16 protein-coding genes are annotated in these 21,423 nt (G+C 36.7%); 10 read left to right on the top strand and 6 right to left on the bottom strand.

Going from position 1 to position 21,423, the window contains the following annotated elements; translation table 11 throughout:
- Window positions 1–4: 4 nt before the first annotated feature.
- Together MHB53_RS12775 and MHB53_RS12770 are read right to left on the bottom strand one after the other, a co-directional pair.
- Complete coding sequence (locus tag MHB53_RS12775; RefSeq protein WP_340918858.1) at window positions 5–2,251, bottom strand: FIMAH domain-containing protein; 2,247 nt, start codon at window positions 2,249–2,251, stop codon at window positions 5–7.
- Window positions 2,252–2,559: 308 nt separating this feature from the next.
- Window positions 2,560–3,225, bottom strand: a complete 666-nt coding sequence (locus MHB53_RS12770; protein WP_340918856.1) for an HAD family hydrolase — start codon at window positions 3,223–3,225, stop codon at window positions 2,560–2,562.
- Between the two features lie 199 nt (window positions 3,226–3,424).
- On the opposite strand from MHB53_RS12770, the gene MHB53_RS12765 reads away from it, so the two are divergent.
- Both MHB53_RS12765 and MHB53_RS12760 read left to right on the top strand, forming a co-directional pair.
- A complete protein-coding gene (locus MHB53_RS12765) occupies window positions 3,425–4,039 on the top strand; it encodes an NUDIX hydrolase (protein WP_340918854.1) in 615 nt (204 codons plus the stop codon).
- A gap of 119 nt (window positions 4,040–4,158) precedes the next feature.
- Window positions 4,159–5,001, top strand: a complete 843-nt coding sequence (locus tag MHB53_RS12760) for a hypothetical protein (protein ID WP_340918851.1) — start codon at window positions 4,159–4,161, stop codon at window positions 4,999–5,001.
- 592 nt (window positions 5,002–5,593) lie between these two features.
- Here the strand turns inward: MHB53_RS12760 and MHB53_RS12755 are convergent.
- Both MHB53_RS12755 and MHB53_RS12750 read right to left on the bottom strand, forming a co-directional pair.
- Window positions 5,594–7,528 carry a PTS fructose transporter subunit IIABC gene (locus MHB53_RS12755; RefSeq protein WP_340918848.1) on the bottom strand — a complete coding sequence of 645 codons (1,935 nt, stop codon included), beginning with the start codon at window positions 7,526–7,528 and terminating at the stop codon, window positions 5,594–5,596.
- A 106-nt stretch (window positions 7,529–7,634) separates the two neighbouring features.
- Complete coding sequence (locus MHB53_RS12750; RefSeq protein WP_340918845.1) at window positions 7,635–9,521, bottom strand: BglG family transcription antiterminator; 1,887 nt, start codon at window positions 9,519–9,521, stop codon at window positions 7,635–7,637.
- 227 nt (window positions 9,522–9,748) lie between these two features.
- Between MHB53_RS12750 and MHB53_RS12745 the strand changes: the two genes are divergently transcribed.
- Window positions 9,749–10,567 (top strand): transposase, encoded by an 819-nt coding sequence (locus MHB53_RS12745; protein ID WP_340918842.1) that lies wholly within the window; start codon window positions 9,749–9,751, stop codon window positions 10,565–10,567.
- 30 nt (window positions 10,568–10,597) lie between these two features.
- Here the strand turns inward: MHB53_RS12745 and MHB53_RS12740 are convergent, their stop codons facing one another.
- Both MHB53_RS12740 and MHB53_RS12735 read right to left on the bottom strand, forming a co-directional pair.
- Entirely contained in the window at window positions 10,598–10,756 is a 159-nt protein-coding gene (locus tag MHB53_RS12740; protein ID WP_340918840.1) for a hypothetical protein, read from the bottom strand.
- Window positions 10,746–10,976, bottom strand: coding sequence for a hypothetical protein (locus tag MHB53_RS12735; protein ID WP_340918838.1), 231 nt, complete (start codon window positions 10,974–10,976; stop codon window positions 10,746–10,748). The genes MHB53_RS12740 and MHB53_RS12735 overlap by 11 nt, the downstream gene beginning before the upstream one ends.
- 616 nt (window positions 10,977–11,592) lie before the next feature.
- Here MHB53_RS12735 and MHB53_RS12730 point away from each other — a divergent pair.
- The 7 genes from MHB53_RS12730 to MHB53_RS12700 all read left to right on the top strand — a co-directional run bounded on the left by MHB53_RS12730 (window position 11,593) and on the right by MHB53_RS12700 (window position 21,294).
- Window positions 11,593–12,570, top strand: a complete 978-nt coding sequence (locus tag MHB53_RS12730; protein WP_340918836.1) for a sugar-binding protein — start codon at window positions 11,593–11,595, stop codon at window positions 12,568–12,570.
- 17 nt (window positions 12,571–12,587) lie between these two features.
- Window positions 12,588–14,033 (top strand): sensor histidine kinase, encoded by a 1,446-nt coding sequence (locus tag MHB53_RS12725; protein WP_340918834.1) that lies wholly within the window; start codon window positions 12,588–12,590, stop codon window positions 14,031–14,033.
- Window positions 14,026–15,603: a response regulator transcription factor gene (locus MHB53_RS12720; protein WP_340918831.1), complete on the top strand. Its 1,578-nt coding sequence runs from the start codon at window positions 14,026–14,028 to the stop codon at window positions 15,601–15,603. The genes MHB53_RS12725 and MHB53_RS12720 overlap by 8 nt, the downstream gene beginning before the upstream one ends.
- A gap of 242 nt (window positions 15,604–15,845) precedes the next feature.
- Window positions 15,846–16,916, top strand: coding sequence for a multiple monosaccharide ABC transporter substrate-binding protein (chvE, locus tag MHB53_RS12715; RefSeq protein WP_340918829.1), 1,071 nt, complete (start codon window positions 15,846–15,848; stop codon window positions 16,914–16,916).
- 256 nt (window positions 16,917–17,172) lie between these two features.
- Window positions 17,173–18,696, top strand: coding sequence for a multiple monosaccharide ABC transporter ATP-binding protein (gene mmsA / locus MHB53_RS12710; RefSeq protein ID WP_340918826.1), 1,524 nt, complete (start codon window positions 17,173–17,175; stop codon window positions 18,694–18,696).
- 6 nt (window positions 18,697–18,702) lie between these two features.
- Window positions 18,703–19,863 carry a multiple monosaccharide ABC transporter permease gene (gene mmsB, locus MHB53_RS12705; RefSeq protein ID WP_340918823.1) on the top strand — a complete coding sequence of 387 codons (1,161 nt, stop codon included), beginning with the start codon at window positions 18,703–18,705 and terminating at the stop codon, window positions 19,861–19,863.
- Between the two features lie 255 nt (window positions 19,864–20,118).
- Window positions 20,119–21,294, top strand: coding sequence for a GntR family transcriptional regulator (locus tag MHB53_RS12700; RefSeq protein WP_340918820.1), 1,176 nt, complete (start codon window positions 20,119–20,121; stop codon window positions 21,292–21,294).
- Window positions 21,295–21,423: the final 129 nt, after the last annotated feature.

The raw sequence follows: 21,423 nt of genomic DNA, 5'->3' as shown, positions 1-21,423 counted from the left end.
CTATTTAATAATCAACGGATGTAAGTAACTTTTCTAATGCAGAGTAGGCATCTGGTGTAATCTCAGATGATTTGGCCTTCTTTAAGTGTTTTAATGCATCTTGAAGATGTTTTTCCGCTTGTTTAGAGTTGCCTATCTCACGATGGTGAATAGCTTGATTGATAGAATTGATTAGTCTTTTGCTTAAAGGATGTTTGATGTTTCCATCTTCCGTTTGCTGTTGGGTTACGTCAAGTATAGTTTCAAGTGTTATGTTTTCAGCTACTTCAATTTTTGTCACATATGGCCCTGCAGTATAGTAAATATTTCCATTATCACCAAGAGTCATGAGCTGAGTTGAAGCCAATGTCTCAAATTCAAATGATTCAGGGTTAATGACGGTTAGTTTTCCTGCCAAAGTTGTATACATTAGACCATCTTCACTCCAGCGAATATGAACAGGACGCCACGTACCATAGTTTTTTACATCTGGATAGATGTTCGCGCTTTTTATGATTTCTAATGTTTCTGGATCCATTGCAAAGATTGTTCCATCAGCTGCAGACCAGAGTAGCCCATCGGGACCAAGGCTCATTCCGCTGATCATTTTTGGCTGGACAGTTACACCTGGGATTTTCGGAACAAATTCATCTGCTTTTTTCCCATTAGCCAGATCCAAAACAAATATTTTTGCTTCCGATTCTGTTGGGGCAATACCTAATCCGCCGGCAACAGTTGTCGATCCATAAAGTTTACCATCTTTCGCTGCAAGCCCCGCTATCGATTGGTTGTGGATGATATTCTCGTAAATTACTGTTTCATCTACTGAAGCAGGATCAAGCACTGTTAAAGAGCCACCCAGTTTACCATAGTCAGGGATAGTACCGATAAATAGTTTCTCATTTACTGGGGTGATAACAAATGGCCGATCTTGATTTGGTATATCAAAAATTTGTTTTGGATTATTTTTGTCTACAAGCGGTTTCGCCACATCAAATTCAAAGATGGTAGCACCGGGATAAACTCCAAAATACATTTTATCCCCTAATGTGGCCATACCTTCTGCTTGTCCTAATGCAAATGACTCAGACTCACCTGTGTTAGGGTCGTAAACCGCTGCCTTTCCGCCAGGGTACCCACTTACATAAAGCTTGCCACCCGGACCTTTTTCCAGCGTTTGAATTGGAATTGGGTTTCCAACTACGGGATATTGAGTAGTTTTCACTTTTTTTGTATCCAGATTCATAAAGGTAACGCCACCACCAAATTGTACCGTGACCAAAGATAATCCTGGCAGTTCTGGGTCATTCGGCACTTCGATCCATGATGTATTGCGTAGGAAAGTACCGAACACGACACCTGTATCAGTAGCTTCCAAGGTTTCCAGATCGATTTCTTGCAGGCGATTATTTTGTAAAAAATATGCGTTATCGCTGTTAGGCTTACCTTGCACCAATCTCAAGCCTTTATTATTTAAATAGTATTTATCATTCCATTTACCTGTTTCTGTATCGTAAAATAACAGTGCGTTATTGCCGCCACCAATTCCAGCGACGATATACTTTCCAGTCGTATCGAGTTGCCAAACATTACCGCTTCCTTGGATGGCGTCAATTGGTAATTCAATTTTCTCTGACTCACCAGTTTCAACATTCAATTTTACTAAATACCCATCAACGCCAATACCCAAATACAAAAATCCATTATGGTAAGCTGTAGAACGGGAGTAGCTTTGATCAGGTGCAACACTACCATAATCTTTCATTTCTCCACTGTTAGGGTCGTAACGTCCAGCCTTAGCATGTGGATATGATCCGAAATAAACTCTTCCTTCTTCATCATATGATAATCCATATACGACACTTTCGCCAATTCCACCGAGGTTTTTTACCTGTTTCGTTTTAGGTGAGTATTCGTACAATGTTCCGTTTCCACCAATATAGACAGAGCCATCTGGAGTTGTAATATGTGTCCAAGAGCTTTCCGATCCATCCAGTGGAAAAGTTTTTAGTACTTCATGGCTGACAAGGTCAATTACTTGGAAAATAGCAGGATTCCCAGTTACCGTCGTATACATCACATCTCTGCCATCTTCTTTTCCATAGGTAAAATCATAAATAGCCACACTCTCGATTGGCGAGCCTAGATTAATAGGCTTACTAAATCTTTTATCGACTTTTGCGGATGCTGTCTCTGTATGAAGTAAAAAAGTGCTAACTACCAAAAGACAGGCAATAATTGCGGCATTCAACATGTTAAAACTAAATTTCATTTAATGATTTCCCTCCCATCGTGAATGTAATCGCTATCATGTTTTGGTTTAAAACTGAATAATGTTACACAATTAAAAGTCATCTATCGACTTGTGCATAAGTATAGTTAATTTGCACTTTTCTGTCAATGGTTCATATCTGGTTCCTTGGTTGTGTTTATTTGCTATTTATATGGGATATTTATGTTTTCACTTGATATTATTCACGCAAAATAAATAATTGGTAATCCAGATGTATTCTAGTTTATTGGGCATGACACAAAAATCTATCAAAAAACAGACCGTTCATTGTTCGGCCTGCTCTCTTTTTAAATTTGTTTCCATGTTGCTTTTTTTAAGTATTGTACGAGATTAAAATCTGCATAGGATTCAATTAATTTGGATTTTTTATGGAATGATAGGGATTTAGTAATATCATTCGGGATAATCAGGCAATTGATTCCAGCCCGAATTGCGGCTAATGATCCATTAGCGGAATCCTCTACTGCAATTGCCTCATCAGGTTCGACGCCAAGTGCATCCAATGTTTTTATGTAGAGTGCAGGATTTGGTTTGACTTCATCGACATCTTCGGCGGTGAAAATGATCGGGAAATATTCTGTGAGGCTATGCTGATCAAGGAATCCGACAACCCAATCGCGTGTGGAACTACTAGCTAAAGCAAGTTGGATATCACTGTTATGGAGACATTGCAGTATATCCAAAAATCCTGCTCTAGGAAGAAGGTCATTTTTTATTTTTAAAAATTCAGCTTTTACCTTTTCCTTGAAAAGATTCCGGTCAAGTGGGTGAGTGACTGATTGATCGATAAAGTCAAATAAGTCTCCGTCCGTAGTGCCAACAATTTTTACAAATTCATTGAGAGGAAGCTCAAAGTGGTGGTCTCTCATTAAAACTGTTCGATAGATATCAAACCATGCGGATTCTGTATCAATAATCGTACCATCGAAATCAAAAATAACTGCTTTAATCAAAATATTACTCCTTTTTTACATATGATGACTTTAGTCTACCATATTTGTTCTTAGATATCTGTTGGAAGAGAAGTAGTATTTTAGTTTTAAAGTAATCCTGTATGAAGTTTTTTTAGTCACTTATCGATTAAAATGATAGACTCTTAAGTAAATACGATTATTGAGAACGGTTTATTAGGTGAAATGGAGTGTGAGCAAAATGCAAAAATGGTTAGATTGGTCGAAGAGAATTCAGTCTATTGCCCAGGCGGGAATTGCGTTTTCAAAAGATGTATATGATATTGAACGCTTTGAAGAATTAAGAGAAATTAGCTTGGAAATTATGATGGAGCATACAGATGTTGAAATGAACAAGCTTACTGAGTTATTTGCTAATGAAACAGGCTATCAAACGCCTAAAGTCGATGTCCGAGGGGTTGTTTTTCAAGATGAAAAAATTCTTATGGTTCGTGAAAATTATGATCAACATTGGGCATTACCTGGTGGATTTTGTGATATTGGTTTATCACCATCTGAAAATGTGGTCAAAGAAATTAAAGAAGAATCAGGTTATGATGTTGTCCCAACAAGGATTATCGCACTTTTAGATTCATACAAACATCCACATCCACCTCAAGCATATCACTATTATAAAATATTCATTTTATGTGAGAAAATTGGTGGTGCGGCAAATATTGGTGTAGAAACAAATGATATTGACTTTTTCGCGGAAGATCAGTTACCACCACTCTCCGAAAATCGAAATACGGAATCGCAAATTAAACTGCTATTCCCATTTTTAAAAGACCCTCATAAAGAAACGATTTTGGATTAATAAAATCCATGATAGATGAAGTGGTGATGGGAATGATTGAAAGGTAATTATTGTACTAATGATGAAGTAATACGATCATGTATGTGAATGAAACTAGAGAATAGGTGTTGATAAAGTCCATGACCATTTCGGTGAAAGAGTTGTTTAATCAAGGGAAGATCGGTGCCCCAGAAAAATGTGAAGATTTGTATGTGGTAAATGAAAACTTTGTAGCTGTTATTGATGGGGCAACGAATATTACTGGGAGTTTACTTCGTGGGAAAGCACCTGGAAGAATTGCTGCTGAGGTTATCCAACACACAATCATCTCGGCTGAAGCTGATATTAAACTTGAAGATTTAATTGCGTTAATTAATTCGAAACTTAGGTTGCTTTATGAGGAATATGATATTTTGGATGAAATCGTAGAACAAGCTTGGATGGCACCGACTGCTTGCTTGATTTGCTATAGTCATTACTATCAGGAAATCTGGCAAATAGGTGATTGCCAATGTATGATTGATGGACAACTCTACACTAATGAAAAGAAAATTGATGATATAACTGCAAATGCGAGAGCGCTTTTTTTAGAAGCAGAACTTAAAAAAGGGAAGATGATCGAAGACCTGCTAGAGCATGATACAGGGTGGGAATATATTAAGACCTTAATCCAACTGCAGTATTATTTGCAAAATGACAAAGACAATCAGTTTGGCTATGAGGTAATCAATGGTTTTGACGTAGACTTTTCAAGGGTGAAAAAGATCCAAGTTCCTGAAAATGCTAAGACAATCATCCTTGCATCAGACGGCTATCCAGAGTTAAAAACAACATTGACCGAAACGGAGACTAAATTGCAACATCTACTTCAAACTGATCCACTCTGCTTCCGCCAATTTAAATCATCTAAAGGGCTACAAAAAGGGAACCTGTCCTTTGATGATCGAACGTATATTAAATTTCAAGTGAATTTGTCCAGCTAGAAAGTGAGTAGTCCAAATCAGTGCGAATTACTTGTAAAAAAGTGAGCGGCTCGTGAGTGGCCAGTAAAAATGGTGAGCGGCTCATAAATAACGTGAGTGGCCAATAAAAATGGCGGCTGGCTTATAAATAACGTGAGTGGCCAGTAAAAATGGTGAGCGGCTTATAAAGTAACGTGAGTGGCCAGTAAAAAAGGCGAGTGGCTCGTAAATAACGTGAGTGGCCAGTAAAGAATGGTGAGCGGCTTATAAATAACGTGAGTGGCCAGTAAAAAAGGTGAGCGGCTCGTAAGGTAACGTGAGTGGCCAGTAAAAAAGGTGAGCGGCTTATAAAGTAATGTGAGTGGCCAGTAAAAATGTCGAGCGGCTTATAAAGGATCGCGAGGAGTCAATAAAAAAAATGAGCGGTGAAAAAACACTAACAAATATGCAATGAATTCGCCATTTACATCAAAATTCTTAGTTTATCGAAAAAAATGCAGTTTTTTCTTGTGTGGCTGATGTATTGAATTGGGCGGGAGTATAGTTAATAGAATAGGTCGTTAATAATCTAAAAAAATGCGTGCGGTGCTGATTAAGCGCCACACGCATTTTATTATTGTATCGTATCCAACAGTCGATATGCTTCTTCAGTCGTAGTTACTGCCAAAAGGTCGTTTCTAAATGTATCATCCATCAATTTCCGAGAGAGCATTTGTAAGATTTTTAAATGTTCGTCACCGGCATTTTGCTCTGGGACAGCGATCATGAAGATGATTTTGGCATCTGTGCCGTCGAAGCTACTCCAATCAACACCATCACGTTGGAGTCCGAAAACGACTGCAGGTTGCTTCACGGCATTCGATTTACCATGTGGAATGGCGATGTTAGTACCGATTCCTGTTGTGCTTTGCGCTTCACGATTTAAGATTGCTTCTTTGAATGCTATTTTTGAGTCAATTACATTTTCGGCATACAATTTGTCGATCATTTCATCGATTACATCATCGCGAGTAGTACCATGCAAGTTAACGTCGATCAATTTTTCATTCGTTATGTCTGTTAATTTACTAATTACTTTCTCAGATGTAGCTTTCTCCTCCACTTCAACTTGCTCAGGAGCCGGTGCATCGCCTGCTACCGCTACGGCTGGTTCAAGATAAACATCCTTCTTTAAGAAATTAACCATAAATGCTGTCACGAATACACCAACAATTGCTGCAATAAAGAACATAAGTACATTATCAACAGCGCCAAGGGCTGCAACAATTGGACCTCCATGTGCCACTCTATCGCCGACGTTTCCAATCATTGCAATAACGGATCCAACGATCGAACCGACCATAATACTTGGAATGACCCGAAGTGGATCCTGAGCTGCAAACGGAATTGCGCCTTCTGTTATACCGAATAACCCCATTGTAAATGATGCTTTTCCAGCTTCTTGTTCTGTTTCACGATATTTCCTCTTGTTTAAAAATGTTGCGACTCCCATTCCAATTGGAGGAACACAAATGGCAACGGCGATTGGTCCCATTATTCCATAGTTACCTTCGACAATCATTGCTGACCCAAATAAGAATGCAACTTTGTTAAATGGACCGCCCATATCAAATGAAATCATCGCGCCAAGTATAATTGCTAGTAAAATGGAACTTGTTCCTTGCATACCTGCCAGCCAAGTAGTTAAAGCTTCAAATACCCCTGCAACTGGTGCGCCGATGATATAAATAAATGCTAATCCAACAATCAGCGTGGCGAAAATTGGAATAATAATAATTGGCATAATTGGTTGCAGTGCTTTTGGTACTTTGAGTTTTTTTATTCCAAGTGCAACATAACCTGCAAGAAAACCTGCGATAATTCCACCAATGAATCCCGCGCCTGCTTCACTTCCGTAAAAACTACCGTTTGCTGCAATAAATCCGCCGATCATCCCAGGTGCTAACCCAGGTCTATCTGCAATACTAACAGCGATAAAACCGGCCAAAATTGGAATCATAAATGTGAAGGCTGCGCCTCCAAGGCTTTCAATCGTTTTCCAAATAGAATCCTCAGGAATAACAATCCCACCAGGTGTTTTTTCTCCACCTAAAGTTAAGGCGATTGCAATTAATAGACCACCGATTACAATAAATGGAATCATATATGATACACCATTCATTAAATGTCGGTAAATCGGGTTTTGTTTCGAAGCGCGGTCTTTTTTTGTATCAGAAATGGAACGCTGACCAGGTTTATAAATGGGCACATCACCAGTTTTAAATTTGTTTATCAACTCTTGTGGACGGCGAATACCATCTTGAACACCTGTTACGATGATTTTCTTTCCTGCAAAGCGTTCCTTGTCCACTGTTTTATCAGCGGCAATGATAATCCCATCTGCCTCTTCAATATCACGATCCGTCAGTGCATTTTCAACGCCTGTGGATCCTTGTGTCTCAACCTTTATATCGACATCAAGCTCTTTACCAGCTTTTTGTAAATTTTCGGCAGCCATATACGTGTGGGCAATGCCAACTGGGCAAGCGGTTACAGCTAAAATCTTCATATACATACGTCCTCCTTCGTTATAGTATAAATCGACTATATTAATCATATACCCAAAGAAGTACGTATATATTTTTGTTTTTACCGCAAGTTCCGGTAAAAAGCAGTTATTGCTTTAAATATTTGATAAATGCCGCTTTCTCACTTTGTTTCGACAGTTCGTTTACAAGTTTATCTTGTTCGCTTAAGAATGATATTTCGTTAAAAAGTTTTTTAATCACCTGAGGGTCTTCATGAACGACTGCAAGTAAAAATACCAGTGACACTCGTTCCGACCCCCATTCAAGTGGTTCTTTTAAAACAGCGACAGCAATCCCGGACTGAATGATATCTGAAGGACTTCCGTGCGGCATCGCAATTCCTGATCCAATCGAAGTAGCTGACATTCTTTCTCGTAAAAGTGCACTATGGATATATTCCTTTTTGACAAAACCGCGAGCATATAAAGAATTTGCTAGCATCTCAACAACCTCGTAACGATGTTCGAGATCAACTTGCAAAATGATCAAGTCCTCATCAATAAAGCGGAGCAAGGTAGCATATTGTTCTGTTTTAGGACCATCTGTTTCCGTATGTTTTAAAAAGGACTGTAAACGATCTTGATCTGCCAAGTCAAATAGAGGAGATACAACGATATGTGGGATTTTGACGTCAGGAAGTTCGATCGTGGAAATGATGAATTCATGGTCCATATAATCCGGAATTTCAGCTCGACTAATACAGTGTTCAATTTGTAGATCAGGGATATGGCGCTCGATTCGCGATCTAAGTAAATGTGACATACCGATACCGTGATGACAAACGATGATTGCACGCTTTCGTTGCGACGCCATTCGTTTACGTCGCTCAATGGAGGCTTGGAAGTGTAGCACGATATATGCAGCTTCGTCTTCAGGGAGTATAATCGAGCTCGACTTTTGCAAATCATCCAATGCTAACATCACCATGCTAAACAGGTATGGATACATTCTTTTGATTTCCGCTAACAGCGGGTTCGAGATTGGCAACTGATATGTGATTCGGTGTAAAACAGGTTGCAGATGGATAGTCAGCCCTTGAATCAATGTAAGATCACTAGCAAAGTCTATCTTTGTCATATCTGTCATATGAGTTATCAATCCTTGAACTAAGCGATTGAGATGAGGGCTATCAGTTTCGTCAGCTGTCCTTTTTTTTCCACTCATAAAATGCCGTGCTAAATAAATAACTTCACTTTCTGGTACACTCATAGCAAAAATAGGCTCAATTTCCTTTATTAATGCTAGAACCTGCGAAAATGTTTCTTTTTCGTTAATTACCGCTTTTTCTACTGGGATTTGGATGGGTTTCTTCTGCTTTATTCGTTTAATCATGATTAATATGTGAATTACTAAGCGATCAAATGTTTCATCTGTGAAGTAAAAATTGCCTCTTTTCAAAGCTGACTTAACAATGTTTACTTCGGAGTCAGGAAATAATTTGGTAATTGAATCTTTTCCGTGTTCATGAAATGATGCAAGTTGTGGTAGCTGAGCGAAAGCACTTCGCTTTTTTACCTCATCCCCTTCAAGATATACGCCAATTTTTTGTTTGGATACGAGGTTAATATTAAATGTTTCCAGCCATTTGGCGAGTTCATCTAAATCTTTTTTGACTGTAGTCCTATTTGTAAAATGTTGATCGGCAAAATACTGGAGTGTAAGTGGGCGATCAGCTGTAAGAAGTTCATATGCTGTATCAAATAGTCGTTCCTCGCTAGGCTTTTCCTGACTTTTCTCCATGAGAAGAAGCAACTCTTTTCGTTCTTGATCCGATCCTTCCAAATAGATGCCGTAGCCTGGCTTCCGGTGAAGACTTAGGGTTGAATGACCCGCTAAAAAATCGCTAATTATCTTTAAGTCATTGCGAATAGTCTTCTCTGAACAATGTACCCTCTTCGCCAACTGATCGACCAAAAAGTACTCTGCGTCGTTACTTAATAACACCCGCAACAACTCAGCTTGCCGTACATTCATATATAACACCTCCTTATCAGTGCACCATAGAAAATTGTAGGTTTTTGTCGAATTACTCGACTTTATCTTCCATTATACCTCATCTCTGCAAGTCAGTTGTAATTCGCCTTTATAATGTTTAATTTAACGAACAGGAACACTCGTTTGTTTTATTGGGTTTTGATTTGATGAATATAGAATTTCATCCTCGTATATTACTTCATATATCCATAAAGGATGTGTTAAAATTGTCATTAACAATGTTAGCACGTGAAGACTCCACTCAGTATATTTATCATGACCAGTTATTCAAGCAATTAATTCACACATATTTTGCCGAGTTTTTAGAAGTGTTCTTTCCAGAAGTTCATGACCAAGTTGATTTTTCTTTGATTAAGCCATTATCTGAGGAAATGTATACTGATCTTATTGATGGTGAAAGCCGCAAAGCAGATATTGTCATCGAAACAAAGTTAAAAGGGCATGACACGCTAATCATCATTCATGTAGAACCTCAAAGTTATGGTCAAAAGGATTTCAATAAACGTATGTATCATTATTTTAGTCTGCTTTATAATAGGTATCGTAAACCAATATTGCCAATCGCCATTTTTAGTTATGATGAAAATCGGTATGAATGTAATGAATTTACGATCTCATTTCCTTTTTTCCATGTTTTATCTTTCCAGTTTCTTTTGCTTGAGTTAAGAAAAATGAATTGGCGCGATTATATTCATTCAAATAATCCAGTTGCCGCTGTATTAATGAGTAAAATGAGGTATACAGAAAAAGAAAAAGTCCAATTAAAATTGGACTTTTTGCGAATGTTAATCAAAATGGAATTAGATCCGGCAAAAGCGGAACTTATTAATGGCTTCTTTGAGTCTTATTTATCATTAAACGAGAGAGAGGAGCAAGCTCTCATGGAAGAAATGAAACAATTAACTCCGGATGAAGCTGACTTTCTATCGAAACTACCAAATTCTTGGAAAGAAAACGGTTTGAAAGAAGCAAAAAAGAAGGTAGAAGAGAAGGTATTCAAGAAGAGAAGAAAAGTATCGCTATAAAAATGTTAAAAGAAGGATTAACGATCGAGTTTATCGTAAGGATGACGAATCTAGATCAAGATGAAATTGAAAACATAAGAAAAATGCTTTAATATGTTTAGGTTTTGCTAAGAATATTAGTAATTGCACACCGATCACTTCGCCAATTGCAAGTTGCCGGTTGGGATTTATTGCTACATCAATCCTCATCAACACTCCTTAACATACTAAATACATAACCTAACTGGTCGTGAACCCCCCAGCCAATCCCATCTGTATTATCAACAACGTCTTCTAATCTATCTGCAAAAGCAATGATATACTCATCATCTTCATTGCATAAATCTATTACTTTCTCATACATGTTTTCCATACCATAATAAAAATTTTCATCAATATCACCATAAGTATTCGTAAATTCAACGCCCATTTCCACGTAGTGAAGCATTAAATCAATTGATTTTAATTTATTTCCTGTTATTTTTTGAAATCAGTGATTGCCTTCTTGGCAACACCTAAACGTAACTTTCCATGTCCTTTATCAGGAAAAAATTCATGCGTAATTATTTTCTGATTTTGTAAAAGTAATTCTTCAACTGCTTCTTTACCAATGAATGTTACTGCTTAATACGTTTGTACATCTTTACTTTGTTTGAAAAGATCCGCTACGTAATTATGATGGAAAAGAAGAAGTCCAAGTTTATGATTATGTTGATGAATATGTGCCAATATTAAAAAGCATGTTTGACAGGCGGTTAATCGGTTATAAATCAATGGGGTATAAAAGTGAAAAAAAGAAAGGTACTGATTCAACCGATCAAATGAAGTTATTCTAGTGCTATCCTGTATAATTCTATATTTCCCGGGAAATCGACAAGCAAAATACTTTATATTTCTCAGAGAATGAACATTTCCAGAAGTCTTAAGTTGCGTGCTAGGCAAGTTTAAATGAATATTCGACAAACATTTTTTTATTTCAGTGATGCTGTCACTGTCCTAAATTGTGATAGAATAAGCTTACAATTTTAGGGACTAGTGGTGATCATATGCTGAAAAAAATAAGTGTCATACCAATTATTCTAGTATTTGGCATTTTTATATCAATTGGCTTTACCTGTTTTTACTTTATGAATGCGCTTCAATACGATGTTTCGACAGATTTGAATGAAGAGCTAAATGAATCGGACTATCGTTTTGTACTTATCGTACAGGAGATGGATAATCCTTATTTTTCGGACTTAATTGAGGGAGCCGAGTCCGTGGCTAAGCAAAATAATGTCTCTCTTGAGTATATAGGGACACAACAAACGGATATTCATGAACATATTAAGCTGATTGAGAAGGCAATTGCTTCTAAGGTAGATGGAATATTAACACAAGGGCTATCTAACGCAGATTTTGAACCTGTCATTCAAAAAGCATTGGATAAAGGGATTCCCGTTATTACAATCGATACTGATTTAGAAAATAGTAAACGTGTTTCATATGTTGGAACGGATAATTATCAAGCAGGATATACAGCTGGCCTTACGTTAATGAAAGAAACGGTAGAAAAAGCGAATGTTGGGATTATTACGGGTAGCTTTCATTCGAATCAACACCAAATGAGGGTTCGGGGATTTTTGGATGCAGTTGAAGAAGATCCTAAAATTAAAGTCTTAGCGATTGAAAGCTCAAATTTAACTAGTATTCAGGGCATAGAAAAGACCTATCAAATGTTAAGAGATTATCCAATGATCAATGTTTTGTATGGCACAAGTGCACGGGATGGAATTGGAATTGTCGGTGGATTAGATATTGTCAAACCCAAGTCATCGATTCGAGTGTATACATTCGATGACTTAGAAGAGACGGTTGAGTTAATGAAAAAAGATCGTATTCATGCTATTTTTCAACAGCAACCATATGATATGGGTCATCAGAGTATATTACTTTTACTGGATTTAATGAAGGGAAAGAAAATTAAATCTGCATATTATACAGACGTGCACATTTTACGGAAAGAAGATGTAATAGATCAATAGATTAGGCGGATGTTAAAATGTATAAAATAAAAACCAAATTAATGCTGTTTTTTATCTTATTATTCATTGTTTTAAATAGTTTATCGATCTTTTTATTTTATTCTCATAAACAAACGATCAAACAATATGATCACATTCTTAATCGTTTTTTTCTATTAAATAATGTATCAAAATCTACTAACGATGCATATGAATCTATGAACTTATACCTGAATTCCAATAGAAGTAACGATTTAGATGATTATCGTGATCAGCGTTCTAAATTAATTTTATTTAATAAAAAAATGGAAGCTGAAATAAAGAACAATCAAAATAAAGTATCTGTTGATAACTACCAAAATATGGTGAATAGTCTTGTGCAGGAAAGTGATCTCGCGATAGATAACTTTTCAATCGGTGATATTGAGTCGTATTCCATGCAGCAAAGAGAGGCATTAAAATTATTAGGATTTATTCAAGAGGAAACATTATTATTGTTAAATAATGAATTAACGGATTTTCATTCTTTTTATGGAGCAATGAGTAAGCGAAATAGTTTTATGAATTCCATGGGGATCGCCATGTTTAGTGGTACTTTCTTGACTGGTTTTTTATTCGCTTTTTTATTTAGTAATAGTATTACAAAACCTATACATCAGCTAACCACCACTGCTCGAGAAATAGCGAAAGGCAAGCTAGATGGGAAGGATATAAGATCTTCAAGAAAAGATGAGCTTGGTTTTTTGACGCAAACATTTAACCAAATGCGGGGAGAACTTGATTATCATGTACGGCAAATAAAAAGTAAATCAGAGCAAGAAAAGCTATTGAAAGAAATGGAATTAAAGAGTTTACAAAGTCAAATTAATCCTCATTTCTTATTTAATACACTTAATACAATTTCGAAGACGGCATATCTTGATGGCTCGGATCATATATCAAATTTAATTACATCTCTATCTAAATTATTACGCTACAATTTAAGTCATATTGAAAAACCGGTAACCCTTCTCGATGAAATTAATATTGTAAAGGAATACTTTTTTATTCAAAAAGCAAGATTTGAAGAAAGGGTGCAATTTTCAATCGATATCCCAGAAGATTGTTTGTCCGTACAAATGCCAATACTTACTTTACAACCACTAGTGGAGAACGCATTTATTCATGGAATTGAACCATTTGAAAAACAGGGGAAAATTGAAATTAACGCATATAAGGAAGATGAGGATGTTTTTGTGCTTATTCGTGATAATGGTATTGGTATTGATGAACAGACAATGAATCTATTGAAGGATCGTTCTTTAGATCGAATGCCAAAGTTTGAGGGTCATTCAACGGGAATCGGTTTAAATAATGTGATTAGAAGATTGGAAATGTATTATCAAAGTGGCCAAGCTGTTTCTATTTTTTCTGAAAAAGACAAAGGGACAACAATCAAAATTAAATTATCTGTTCATCCAGTTAAGGAGGCAAACCATGTTTAAAATATTGATTGTCGATGATGAAAGAATCGAGCGAAAGTCGTTGAGGAAAACGATTAGTGATAAGTACAAAGAAACAGTCGAGATTGAAGAAGCCGAGAATGGCCGTACTGCAATCATGATCGCAGAGGAGTTTTGGCCAGATATTATTTTTATGGACATCAAAATGCCAGGAATAAATGGAGTGGAGGCTGCGGAAAAAATAAAAAGTAGGAATAATAATACACAATTTATTATGGTTACCGCTTTTGATACCTTTGAGTATGCACGACAGGTAATGAAAATTGGCGTGAAAGAATATTTGTTAAAACCAACTACTAAGGAGGAAGTGTTAGCTGCTCTTGAACAAGTTATGAGTGAAGTTACATTTGCTCGCAAGAAGAGGCGTGAAGAAATAACGTTGATTGATAATTATCGAAGAGCGTTGTCTGTTGTTCAATCGAAAGTAATTACCTCATTATTAATGGGAGATACAGATAAAGGGGCATTGTTAGAACTTCAGGATGGGTGGGAAGAGGATTTTGTGAAAACAAGTTTTGTAATGGTGTTTGATTTTAATAGGGAGGAAGAAAATCTACGGAATCCGGTCATCCTCAAGGAGTTTAGTTCATTTATTCAAAGAGAGTTGGAGCATTCCTTTTGGAGGAATTTTGTTGGAACCTTCAAGCACAACCGCTTGCCAGTCCTAATCCAGCTAAAGGGAGATGAAAAGGTAGATACACATTCTATTCGAAGAGACGCTTTGCTTTGTGGAAAAGAAATAATTACAGCTTTTAGAAGGCGCTTCCCGGAGGACGAGGTTAAGATCGGAATTGGTACGGAGTATCACGGCCTTGAATTATATGTACATTCCTATCATGAAGCGATCTATGCATTGACTACTAGTTCCCGTCCTTTTTCCATTGTGTACTATAGTCAAATAGCTAGAGAAGAAATTGAATCAAGTGGCTATCCATACAAACTAGAAAATAGTTTACTTGAAGTGATAACAACAGGATCACAAGAAGCGCTAATTGATTCTTTTAATGATTACTTTCATGCAATTACGAACTATTGCCACCGGTCCATTGAAAATATTAAACAAAAGTTAGCCGAATTTTATATTGTATTGAATAGGCAAATGATTAATACAGAACAAGACTTTCATTCTACTAATAATTATCTTCAAACAAATAGCTTGAGAGAACTGCAAAGAGAAGCAAGAGATGAATTGCTTGAAGTTACGCAAACGATTCATTCAATGTACTTTACGTTGAAAAAAGATGTGATCATGACTGCCAAAGAGTATATGGAAAAAAATTATCAGAAACCAATTACGCTGGAAGAAGTAGGAGAAATGGTACAACTTAGTCCGCATTATTTCAGTAAAATGTTTAAAGTAAGAACTGGTAGTACGTTTATTGATTATTTAACCGAAATTAGAGTTGAACATGCGAAGGAGTTAATGCGTACACATGACAAAAGTATTAAAGAAGTTTGTTATGCGGTAGGATATAATGATCCGAATTACTTTAGTCGCGTATTTAAAAAAATGACCGGATTTTCCCCGAGTGAATATCGTCAGGAAGTTTGATCCACTAACTGAATAACATAAACCTTAACAGTTATCTTATCGATGGCTGTTTTTTTTGTTTTTGCAGTTCAATAAGTAAAATAATCCTAATAAGATCGAAATAATACTAGTCTAATCTGAAAGTCCTGTTTAATAAAATGTAGAGGCTAGGAAATGAAGGATATCGTAAAAATATACAGATATAAACCGCTTTCAACTCTATTATACTTAGAATTACATATAGTAAATAGGGGGAAGCAAAGATGAAAAAGGGACTAATGATCATTATATCTGTATTATTTTTAGCTGTGATGGTGGCTTGTGGAGATAAAGAATCTTCGGGCGGTGGTAGCGGGGAAGCTGGATTTGTCGGAATAGCGATGCCGACGAAATCATCCGAGAGATGGGTACATGATGGAGAGAATATGGTAAAAGAATTCAAAAGCTTAGGGTATAAAACTGTTTTGCAATATGCGGAAGATATTGTAGAAAATCAGGTTTCACAAATTGAAAATATGATAACTCAGGGCGTTGATGTACTTGTAATCGCTTCAATTGATGGCGAGGCATTAACAAACGTGCTTGATAAAGCGAATGCTGAAGGCATTCAAGTGATCGCTTATGATCGTTTAATTAAGGGTAGTGAGCATGTTACTTATTATGCAACATTTGATAATTTCCAAGTAGGTATTTTACAAGGCTCATATATTGTTGATGCTCTAGATTTAGAAAACGAATCAGGTCCTTTTAATATTGAATTATTTGGTGGGTCTCCAGATGATAATAACGCATACTTCTTTTATGACGGCGCACTATCTGTCTTACAACCATATATCGATGAAGGAAAACTAATAGTTAAAAGTGGACAGATGGGCATGGATAAGGTCTCGACAATGCGTTGGGATGCAGCACTTGCCCAATCAAGAATGGATAATTTATTAAGTACTTATTACACAGATGAAGAGGTAGATGCGATTTTATCTCCATTTGATGGAATCAGTATTGGCGTAATCTCTGCATTAAAAAATATTGGCTATAAAGAGTTGCCAATCGTCACAGGACAAGATGCCGAACTAGCTTCGATTAAATCAATTGTTGCAGGCGAACAAACAGCAACTGTATTTAAAGATACGAGAGAACTAGCAAAAAAAGCTGTAGAAATGGTTAACGCAGTATTAAAAGGTGAAGAAGCGGAGGTAAATGATACCGAAACATATGATAATGGGAAAAAAGTTGTCCCTTCCTTTCTATTAGAACCTATTTCAGTAGATATCAATAACTATGAAGAGATCATTATTGACGGCGGTTATTATACAGCTGACGAAGTGAAGTGATAAGGAACAACGGCTAAGATCGCCACGTCGTGTGGCAACGCCGTTGTGACCCACATCGTGTGGGCCTAAGATCGCCACGTCGTGTGGCAACGCCGTTATGACCCGGCGCATTGTGCGGGCCTAAGCCCTAGCGACCATTCAGCGACGTACGGACTGGCTCACAGGGTGGTGAACTTACATCATGTAGGGCTTAGATAGATTTAGCGGTAGAACTCTGCTGCTAAATCTTTTATTAAAAAGGTGTGGTGAAAAGATTATGCAGCCAATCATTTTAGAAATGAAAAGTATCACGAAAGAGTTTCCAGGAGTGAAAGCTCTTGATGATGTCAGTTTAAAAGTGAAGCAAGGGGAGATTCATGCACTTTGTGGAGAAAATGGCGCAGGGAAATCGACTTTAATGAAAGTGCTGAGTGGTGTATATCCATTTGGGACATATGAGGGCGATATTCTTTTTCAAAATGAACGATGTGAATTTAAAGATATTCGTCAAAGCGAACAATTAGGTATTGTTATTATCCATCAAGAACTTGCGCTAATTCCTGAATTATCGATTGCAGAGAATATATTTCTAGGAAATGAACAAGCGAATAAAGGTGTTATTGACTGGAATGAAACGAAACGAAAAACAATTGAACTTTTAAAAAAAGTGGGGCTTAATGAATCACCTGATACATTGATTAGTGATATCGGCGTTGGTATGCAACAACTTGTTGAAATTGCTAAAGCCTTATCGAAAGATGTAAAACTATTAATTTTAGATGAACCTACTGCAGCATTGAATGAAAATGATAGTGAAAACCTATTAGATCTTTTGCTCGAACTTAGGAAGCAGGGAATTACAGCAATCATCATCTCTCATAAATTAAATGAAATTAAAAAAGTCGCAAGTGCAGTAACCATTATTCGTGATGGACAATCAATTGAAACCATTGATACAGCTGACATAACAGAAGACCGGATTATTAGAGGGATGGTAGGTAGAAGTTTATCTAATCGTTACCCGGACAGAGAGCCAAAAATTGGTGAAACATTTTTTGAAGTGAGGAAATGGAATACGTACCATCCTCTTCACGGTGACCGGCAAATTGCTAAAGATATAAATTTCCATGTAAAACAAGGGGAGATCGTTGGTATTGCTGGATTAATGGGCGCGGGACGAACAGAACTTGCCATGAGCATTTTTGGAAAGTCATATGGGAAAAAGATTAGTGGAGAAATCATTAAAGATGGTAAACAAGTGCAATTAACCGATGTTTCGAAAGCAATTAATCAAGGCATTGCTTACGTAAGTGAGGATCGTAAAGAATACGGATTGATTTTGATGGATGATATTAAACAAAATATTACACTTGCTAAGCTAAAGAAGATTGCAAAGAAGCAAGTGATCAATGAGTACGAGGAATATGTGGAAGCTGAAAATTACCGAAAAAGGATGAATATAAAAACACCGACAGTAACACAGACAGTAGGAAACTTAAGTGGAGGAAATCAGCAAAAGGTTGTTCTAAGTAAATGGATGTTTACGGAACCTGATCTACTAATATTGGATGAACCAACTCGCGGGATAGATGTCGGTGCAAAATATGAAATTTACACGATTATTAACCAATTAGCTGATCAAGGAAAGGGAATGTTAATCATTTCTTCTGAACTTCCTGAGATTATTGGCATGTGTGACAGAATTTACGTCATGAGTGAAGGCGAAATCACAGGTGAAGTAAGTCAGGAAAATGCGACTCAAGAAACGCTGATGAAGTATATGACAAATAGTAAGGGGTAATCAGGCATGAAATCAATTAATTCTTTAATGAAAAATAATATGAGACAGTATAGTATGATCATCGCATTAGTTATCATTGTGGTTTTCTTTCAAGTGATTACAGGTGGAACATTATTAAAACCACTTAATATTACCAATCTTATCCTCCAAAATAGTTATATTTTAGTGCTCGCTGTGGGCATGGTGCTTGTTATTATCACAGGTCATATTGATTTATCCGTCGGCTCAATTGCTGCATTTGTAGGGGCAATTTCAGCAATTATGATGGTTAACATGCAATTAAACCCGGTACTTTCTGTGATTGTTTGCTTATTACTAGGTGCTGTAATTGGTGCATGGCAAGGATTTTGGGTTGCGTATGTCGGCATACCTGCATTTATCGTTACGCTAGCAGGGATGTTGTTATTTAGGGGACTAACTTTAGTCGTGATGCAAGGTCAATCAATTGCGCCTTATCCAGAGGCTTTCCAAAAAATTAGTACAGGATTTTTACCTGATCCATTTAACGGTGATGGTATACATGTTTTATCGATCATCATCGGGCTTCTAATTTCATTCGTGTTAGTCGGCATGGAAATTAAAAATCGAAAAAATCAAGTGAAATATCAGTTTAGTACATTACCAGCCGGATTATTTTATGCGAAAATTATCGGTATTCTTGCGGTAGTTAATATCTTCACTTTTGTGCTTGCATTGTATCGTGGAATTCCCAATATTTTAGTGATCTTATTCGTTCTCATTGCTTTTTATACGTTCGTAATGAAAAAAACAATTGTCGGACGACATATTTATGCAGTAGGTGGAAACTTAAAAGCGGCATCGTTATCAGGAGTGAAAACGAAGCGTGTGACATTTGGTGTATTTGTAAACATGGGAGTACTAGCAGCGTTATCTGGATTAATTTTTGCTGCGCGTTTAAATGCAGCTACACCTCGAGCAGGAAACTTATTTGAATTAGACGCAATTGCAGCTGTATTTATCGGTGGTGCCTCTGCATATGGCGGGGTTGGAACTGTAATTGGGGCAGTTGTTGGTGGTCTTGTTATGGGTGTAATGAACAATGGAATGTCGATTAAAGGACTTGGCATTGACTGGCAACAAGCAATTAAAGGGTTGGTTTTACTCGTTGCTGTTGCTTTTGATATTATCAATAAAAAGAAATCTTAACAGACATGGTTTGTATATGGAGCTATTTTAGGGGAATTTCCTTAAAATAGCTTTTTTGCTTAGGGGTATAGATTTTAAAGGTTCTTTTTTACAGTTAAAGAACGAAGTGGAGTGGTAAATCCCACCTACGCTTCGCCTAGAGGTGGGGGTCTAAAACCCTAAAGAGAGAGATAGAGATAAAATTCCTTCTTTCTTTCAAATGATATAATTGCTATAATGATATAAAATTGCAGACGGAATTAGGGGTAATTATTAATGACAAATCAAACAAGAATGCCACTCTACTTACAAATTAAAGAATATTATAAAAAAGAAATTTATTCAAAAAGGCTGTCTGTGCATGAAAAAATTCCAACTGAACGAGAAATCATGGAGAAGTATAAAGTTAGTAGGATTACTGTTGCGAATGCCTTAGCCGAATTGGCGAAGGAGGGGTGGATTTATCGGATTCCTGGAAAAGGAAGTTTTGTAAAAGAGGGAATACATGACTTAATGAATAAAAGCATGATTAATAATCAAGGGAGTGAGGACTTACTGAAGGTTTCAGATTCCTCTGCCCAGAACCGAAAAAAGATTGGGCTTATTATGCCTTCGATTGAAGACTTTTTTGCCATACGATTAATAAATGGCATTAATGAGGTTTTAAAACAAACGAATTATTATATCGTGATCATGCTTAGTCATAACTCAAAAGATATGGAACGGGAGGCGATAACGGAACTGCTACGAATGGGCGTGGAGGGTTTGCTTATCTTTCCAGTAGATGCTGAAACCTATAATGACGATATTCTTGAGCTGAAGGTTCGTGATTTTCCATTTGTGCTTATTGATCGTTATTTGCCAGGAGTAGAAACAAATTATGTTAGTTCTGACAATGTTGATGGGGCAAAACTGGCTGTTTCACATTTGTGGGATTTGGGCCATCGAGAGATTGCCATCTGTTCTGATTCGGCACTTCCGACCATTACAGTAGAAGATCGTATTAAAGGATATATGGATGCGCTTAAAGAGAAAAAGGCTATGATTGATCCATCCCTAATCCTAACTGATTTTAGAGTGGATTATAGCAATATAAATAGTGATCATCCATTGTATCGATATGTGAGCGGGCGCAATGCATCTGCTTATATTACTTTGAATGCAAATCTTGGGATTTATATTTCGAGATTGGCGAAACGTATTGGCTTGAAAGTACCTGAGGATATATCCATTATTACCTTCGACAATCCCTCATATGAATATGATGAATTGGGGATATACACTCATATTTCCCAATCCGAGAAAAAAATAGGTCAAGAAGCTGCACAGATATTGATCCAACTACTTGATAGTCGAAAAAATAATAGACCATTTGATTATAAAAAGAAGAACATTCCTCCAAAGTTAGTGGTTAAGGAAACAACAGGCCCCCCCATCACGCGTAAATCGTAGGAGATTATATAAAACTTTAAAGTATCCAAATACTGATATAAATTTGGATGCTTTTTATTTTGGGAAAAATTTCATTGACATAAATGCGTTATTAGTTATAGTATTTATAACAAATGATGTTTATAGAGA

The organism is Bacillus sp. FSL K6-3431 (assembly GCF_038002605.1).
Taxonomy (GTDB): Bacteria; Bacillota; Bacilli; order Bacillales; family Bacillaceae_C; genus Lederbergia.
This window is presented reverse-complemented; position numbering and strand designations above follow the sequence as displayed.